5 protein-coding genes and 1 pseudogene are annotated in these 6,000 nt (G+C 60.5%); all 6 read left to right on the top strand.

Annotated elements, in window-relative coordinates; all coding sequences use genetic code 11:
- Positions 1 to 1,211 (top strand): annotated as a pseudogene (locus ACED67_RS19520) (glycine-rich domain-containing protein); the annotation flags it as partial.
- Complete coding sequence (locus ACED67_RS19515; RefSeq protein WP_395543406.1) at positions 1,208 to 1,510, top strand: hypothetical protein; 303 nt, start codon at positions 1,208 to 1,210, stop codon at positions 1,508 to 1,510. The pseudogene ACED67_RS19520 and the gene ACED67_RS19515, both read left to right, overlap by 4 nt.
- Before the next feature lie 132 nt (positions 1,511 to 1,642).
- Positions 1,643 to 2,053 carry a hypothetical protein gene (locus ACED67_RS19510; protein WP_395543405.1) on the top strand — a complete coding sequence of 137 codons (411 nt, stop codon included), beginning with the start codon at positions 1,643 to 1,645 and terminating at the stop codon, positions 2,051 to 2,053.
- On the top strand, positions 2,050 to 2,838 hold the full coding sequence (locus ACED67_RS19505) for a hypothetical protein (RefSeq protein WP_395543404.1): 789 nt from the start codon (positions 2,050 to 2,052) through the stop codon (positions 2,836 to 2,838). Before ACED67_RS19510 ends, ACED67_RS19505 begins: the two co-directional genes overlap by 4 nt.
- 301 nt (positions 2,839 to 3,139) lie before the next feature.
- Entirely contained in the window at positions 3,140 to 3,934 is a 795-nt protein-coding gene (locus tag ACED67_RS19500) for a hypothetical protein (protein WP_395543403.1), read from the top strand.
- 147 nt (positions 3,935 to 4,081) lie between these two features.
- Positions 4,082 to 5,827, top strand: a complete 1,746-nt coding sequence (locus tag ACED67_RS19495; protein WP_395543402.1) for a site-specific DNA-methyltransferase — start codon at positions 4,082 to 4,084, stop codon at positions 5,825 to 5,827.
- Positions 5,828 to 6,000 lie beyond the last annotated feature (173 nt).

Here is a 6,000-nt window from a genome sequence, read left to right as displayed (position 1 = left end):
TCATCGTCGGGGCTGGTGGCGCCGCGATGACGGGTGGCGGCACCGGGAACAACGGCAGCCCGTCATCCGCCCTTGGCGTATCGGCAGAAGGCGGCGGCGGTGGGGCGCCGGGCGGCGCGTCTGGTTTTGCGGCAAATGCAGGCGGCTCAGGCGGCGGCGGGGGCAACGGCAATTCGGGCTATGCCAATCTGCCGGGCGGCACCGGCGCCGGAATCGCCGGAGAGGGTCACAATGGGGGCGACGGCTCACAGTCGACCTCGTCCGGCCGAGGCGGCGGTGGTGGCGGCGCCGGTTCGGCTGGCGCCTCGGCAATCGGTGGCACCCCCGGCGTCGGCGGTGACCCCTATGCCGACAGCATCACGGGAGCGACCGTCTATTATGCGGCTGGCGGGTCTTCCCGGAGAGAGAACCAACCTGCGAATTGGGGCGGACCGGGTTCGGGCGCCTGGGGGACCTCCGCCGTTGATGGCGGTTCCTGGACCACCGCCACCCCCGGCCTGGATGGCATCGTCATCCTGCGGGTGGCCACGCCCGCCTCTGGCGCCAATGCGACGGCCAGCGGACAGGCCGGGGTCACCGGCGCGGCGACAGCACAGGCCATTGCGAAGGGGCAGGCATCCGGCCTCGCCGGCGTGACCGGCGCGGCTGTCGCCGCTGCTCCTGCCAAGGGCCAGGCAACGGGCATCGCCGGGGTCGCGGGGGCGGCAACTGCATCAGCTCCAGCCAAGGGCGAAGCCTCCGGTCTGGCGGGCGTCACGGGCGCGGCATCGGCCCAGGCGCCCGCGCGCGGGCAAGCGTCCGGCGAGGCCGGGGTTACCGGCGCCGCCACGGCCGGGCAAGGTGTCGCCTCGTCGGGTGCAGCCAGCGGGGAGGCCGGTGTCACCGGCGCCGCAACCGCCACGGCACCTGTCCGGGCACAGGCCACGGGCGTGGCAGGCGTTGCCGGAGCGGCCGAGGCGGCAGCGCCAGCGGGTGGTGCCGCGGTGGGCGTGGCAGGCGTCACGGGCGAAGCCTCAGGCATGGCCCCGGCAAAGGCCGTCGCGGGCGGTATTGCCGGCGTCACGGGCGAGGCCACTGCCACCTCGGGCGGCACCTCGCCACCAGGCCCGGAAACCTGGGCATGCATCACGCTGCCAGCACGCTGGCACGCGCCCACCTTACCTGCCCGCTGGGCCCCCATCACCATCGCAGCCCATTGGAGCGAGCCATGAGCCTGATCAGCTATAGCAAGGATGATCTGGTGATCCGCGTCGAGGTCACCTTTGATCCGGCATCGAATATCACGAGCCTCGAGGGCGGCACGGCCGAGGCCTTCGCGGCACCGCTAAGGGGCGGTGCAGCCATTGCGGCCAGCTCAGTGGCGATCATCGCGCCCGATCTCATCCAGATCGCCTGGAACGATCTCGCTCTGCCGGTCGGGAAGTATGAACTGCAGATCCGCGCGACCGTGACCGGCCAGACCAGGACGCTGATTGCAGAGGAGCTGACGGTCAAGCGCAGTGTGGGGTGATCGCCCATGACAGCGGCCAGGCTGAGTTTTCGCCAGCCTAATGGGCTGCTGTGATTGAAAGGCAACTCAGGTTCTGCTGGCCAGTACCCTTCGCACAACCTAATCTCTTGTGCGGGCAGTGCGGAGGCTCCAGTGGACCATCAGCGTCGGATCGTGAGTGCGATTGATGAGCGGTTCGTCTTCCAGGTGACCGATCATTCAGTCCGCTATTTCACGGCCAAGGTGAGCAATTTTTGCCTTCACTTTGAAATGCCGTTGTTACGTCCCGATCTGGAGCTTGTGATTCATGACGGCGACGATCTGGCCCTTCTGACCGACGGGCTAAGGGCCGCCCTGATAGAGATACCCGCAGCGCGTACGACCAAGAGGGTGCGCATTCGCAAGATCGCGCCCGTGGACGACCGACAGGAAGCGGTAAGGCTCTTCGACCTCTATGCCACAGCCTTCAAGACCGCAGCGTCCGACACGCGTCGACCTGTCAAGAACGCCTTCCTGGACATGGATCGGTTGAACACGTTCTTTGACGGAGTCTTTGAGCTATGATGAAGAACCGGACCCTCTGCCTGATCGCGGAATGGCTTAAGCTGCAGAGACTGGCCTGGGGGGCGCTGCTCTTTTTTGCGGGCCTCGGCTTTCTCGTCGCCATCGCGTTCAGTGTGGCGAAGATTTTGGGGCACAGCAGCCCAGCAATCCTTTCGGCGGCGCTGGATTACATTCGAAGGACCGCCTTACCATCGGACGAGGCCGCAGGTTACCTGAGGGATGTCAGCTTCTTTCTCCTGCCCTTGGCCGCAACGTTCTTTTTCGTGGTGTGCCAGCAGCGCAAAGCGGTGATCAACACGCTGGCTGACAGCTATTATCGGAACTACCTGTCGAAGCTGCGCGAGCATGACGACCGAACCATCGTGCTGATCAAGCCCACATTCGGCCTCTGTGCAGACGAAGGGAACTACCTTCGCGACACGATTCGACTGCTCGAGGCTAAACTGAAGGTCGAGCTGCGCGAAGAATATGCCGGCAGCCCAGGCCGCTCGGTCTATGCGGCTTATCGGTCGTCGCTTCTTCTGCCGCTCGTCTTTGACTTCTGTCGCAACCAGGCCATCCTTGGTGACATTGTGCGGAACGAGGTGGACGGAAAGTTCGGAGGGATCTTCTGTCGGCCGGAGTACAAGTTCGAGTTTCTGTCAAAGAAGGTATTCGAACGGCTCGAAGAGGAGCACCTTTCGAACTTGCGCGACAAGTCCAGGGTTAGGGTTGTCGCCGTTGAGGATGTCAGTTCTCTAGCAGATTTGGTGGCCGAACCGAAGACCAACAAGGAAGGGGCGTAGCCCACGAAGCTACCTTGCCATAGCGCCGTTGCTCAACGAGTGACGAGATGGTCCCTCTGGCTGCAGCACACGCGTGGAGGATGCTGAGGCGGAACTAGGTTATGGAGGAAGATTAGGATGAATCGCTGGCGCGCGCATCTGGGGCTCGGCCAGCGTGCCCCTCGAGGCAGGGAGACGAATCGTTGTACGACGGCGCGTCCCGGGCAAGTCTTTGATCATATCGATGTTATTGAGGATTACCATTTTGGCCGGCTCCAGGCGCAACGACTTAGTCCCGCAAGTCCACCGTGTTGAAGACGACGTGCCGCTGATCGTCGTCGTGATCGAAAACAGCGATCCCATAGACCTGTTAGATTTCACGTCGTCCCTAACAGGACTCGCTCGGGAGCACGAGGCGCGACTGAGGGCCGAAAGGCCAGGCATCGAGCCCGACGAAACTAGGCTGCTGATCGTAGAGGTTCGCAAGGGTTCGATTGTTCTCGAGATGTTGCCGGCCTTGGCGCCTATCATTTCCACAATGGAGTATACCAACACTGCCGCGAACTTCGTCCAGCATCTTGCAGCCCTCGTTAACCCCCTTAGAAAGCAAGGCGGACGCTTAGAAGACCCTACGACCGCACAGCTAAGAAACCTGAATGAAACGGTTCAATCAGTCGTCCGGGATAGTGACGGGGCGCTACGCGTCCAAGCCCGATTTAAGAACGGAAAGGTCCTCCAGGAACTCATCATTGAGAAGGAAGATGCGAAGGTCATCGAGGCCAACGTGCTTGAGCAGCGTCGGGAGATCGAGGCCGGAAAATCTGTTGGCTATCCGCGGGTACTTATGAGGCTGCATCAATCCAGTGTTGAAGACGTCCGTGTCGGTAAAAAGACGTCGGAGAAGGGGATCGTTGAGAGCATCGATATGGTGCCGCGAGTACTGATCTACGCTTCTGACCTAGCCGGGCAAAGGATCAAAGATGAGATCATGAAACCTGACGGGAACCCGTTCCAGAAAGGTTTCGTCATTGACTTGGACGTCGAGACCGTTGGCGGCAAACCCCGCGTGTACCGCGTGCTCAATGTTCACGACGTAGTCGATCTAGAGGACGATTAGAGATGAAAGCCGCCGTTTTAGACCGATGCGACTGAGTCATTCGCGACACTCACCCGTAGAAATTTCCTATTTCCAACAATTTCACGCCGCGCAACTGCTCGCTTTCTGGCAGTGTCTCTTGGCCGTCCTGGGGGAACGGGAGGCGACATGGCGGATCTGAACGCGTTCTACTTCGGCGACAACCTGCATATCCTGCGGAGGTATATCCCCGACGAAAGCGTCGACCTGATCTACCTCGACCCGCCGTTCAACTCGAACGCGAATTACAACCTTCTCTTTAAATCACCCGATCGCAAACGTTGGTCCGATGCGCAAATTGCGACCTTCGACGACACATGGAGGTGGGGTGACATGGCCGATGCCCAGTTCCGTGAGACAGTCCAAGCCGGGGGGCGCGCAGCCGAGGTGTTGACTGCACTCCGTCGCATTCTTGGCGAAAATGACATGCTCGCGTATCTGACCATGATGACCGCGCGATTGGTAGAGCTACAGCGGGTGCTCAAGCCGACCGGAAGTCTTTACTTGCATTGCGATCCGACGGCGAGCCACTACCTCAAAATCGTAATGGATGCGGTATTTGGAGCCCCTCGCTTCCTAAACGAGATCATCTGGCAACGAAACTCTGGAAAGTCGCTCATGTCGCGGCGTCTTCCCAATACACATGACGTCCTCCTTGCCTATACGAAATCGCAGGAGAGCACATGGAACGAAGATGCGATCTATCGGCCGTATGATCCAGATAACCTGCCTGAGAAAACTGCAGAGAAATATTCGCATGTGGACCCTGATGGTCGGCGGTACACATTGGGAGATCTTCTGAACCCAAACCCGAACCGCCCTAACCTGACGTATGAATTTCTCGGCGTCCGTCGCGTGTGGCGATGGACGCGAGACCGGATGCAGGCGGCGCACGACGCCGGACTGATTCATCAAAGCGGTCCAGGCAGGGTGCCGCGTCTTAAGCGCTACCTCGATGACATGAAAGGGCTGCCGTTGTCGGATGTCTGGACAGATATTCTTCCTCTCAATTCGCAAGCTCAGGAGAGGCTGGGTTATCCTACCCAGAAGCCTTTGTCCCTGCTCGAACGTATTATTAGAATGTCGTCAATCGAAGACGATGTGATCCTTGATCCGTTCTGTGGTTGCGGCACAACCCTACATGCGGCTCAGAAAACAGGGCGACACTGGATAGGGATCGACGTGGCTGTCCAGGCCATGCAAGTCATCGGAGATCGCATGCAGAGCGCTTTTCCGTCCATTTCGTATGACGTTTTCGGACTCCCCGCCGACGTAGACAGCGCCCTGTGGCTGGCCGACAGGGATCCCTTCAAGTTCGAGGAGTGGGCATGTTCGCGCATCGGCGCCATGCATTCTGGCCGTTTCCGAAACGATGGAGGAATCGACGGATCGTTCTATTTTCTACACGGCCGAGACGACCCCAGCCGTGGGATTGTCTCGGTCAAGGCCGGCAGAAATCTGAACCCCGGAATGGTACGCGATCTGGTCGGTACGCTTGCGCGTGAAAGACAGATGACAGGCGACCCAGATGCCATTGCGGTGCTGGTCACCGCGCGCGCACCGACAGGCGGCATGATCGACGAAGCCCGACGAGCCGGCAGGGTGGAAACGGCCTTGGGGGAAATGCAAGCAGTTCAGATACTATCGGTCGCTGACATCTTTGCAGGACGCACTATACAGGTGCCGCTGATGCTGAACACCGTCACTGCGGCCACGATCGGACGACAGAAGGGGCGCGGCACAGCGTATCTCGACCCAAGGGAGATTTTCCGTCAGCGGCAGATGTTGTTCACCTTCAGCGGAACGCCGGCAGGCCAACACGCCCAGCACGTCCTTCCAGAACCGCGAGCATCGGTCGCGAGTGCCCGCTCTTAGAAAACCGCGCTGCTGCGAACTTCCGTGTCATTCCCTGCAAACTTCCGTGGCGAGCCACACACAAGCAGGTCAGTTCCGCTTTTCCACAGAAGAATTCACTTTACAGGCTTCCCGCCCCCCCTCACTATATCTAGTAAGGACAGCGTCGGGCAAACGCTGATCCTTGCCAGACA

It is taken from the genome of Neotabrizicola paludis (assembly GCF_044142105.1).
Taxonomy (GTDB): Bacteria; Pseudomonadota; Alphaproteobacteria; order Rhodobacterales; family Rhodobacteraceae; genus Pseudogemmobacter.
This window is presented reverse-complemented; position numbering and strand designations above follow the sequence as displayed.

Excerpts from the sequence above, each read along its gene's own strand:
- ACED67_RS19505 (WP_395543404.1), top strand. The coding sequence starts at position 2,050 with ATGATGAAGAACCGGACCCTCTGCCTGATCGCGGAATGGCTTAAGCTG.
- ACED67_RS19495 (WP_395543402.1), top strand. The coding sequence starts at position 4,082 with ATGGCGGATCTGAACGCGTTCTACTTCGGCGACAACCTGCATATCCTG.
- ACED67_RS19515 (WP_395543406.1), top strand. The coding sequence starts at position 1,208 with ATGAGCCTGATCAGCTATAGCAAGGATGATCTGGTGATCCGCGTCGAG.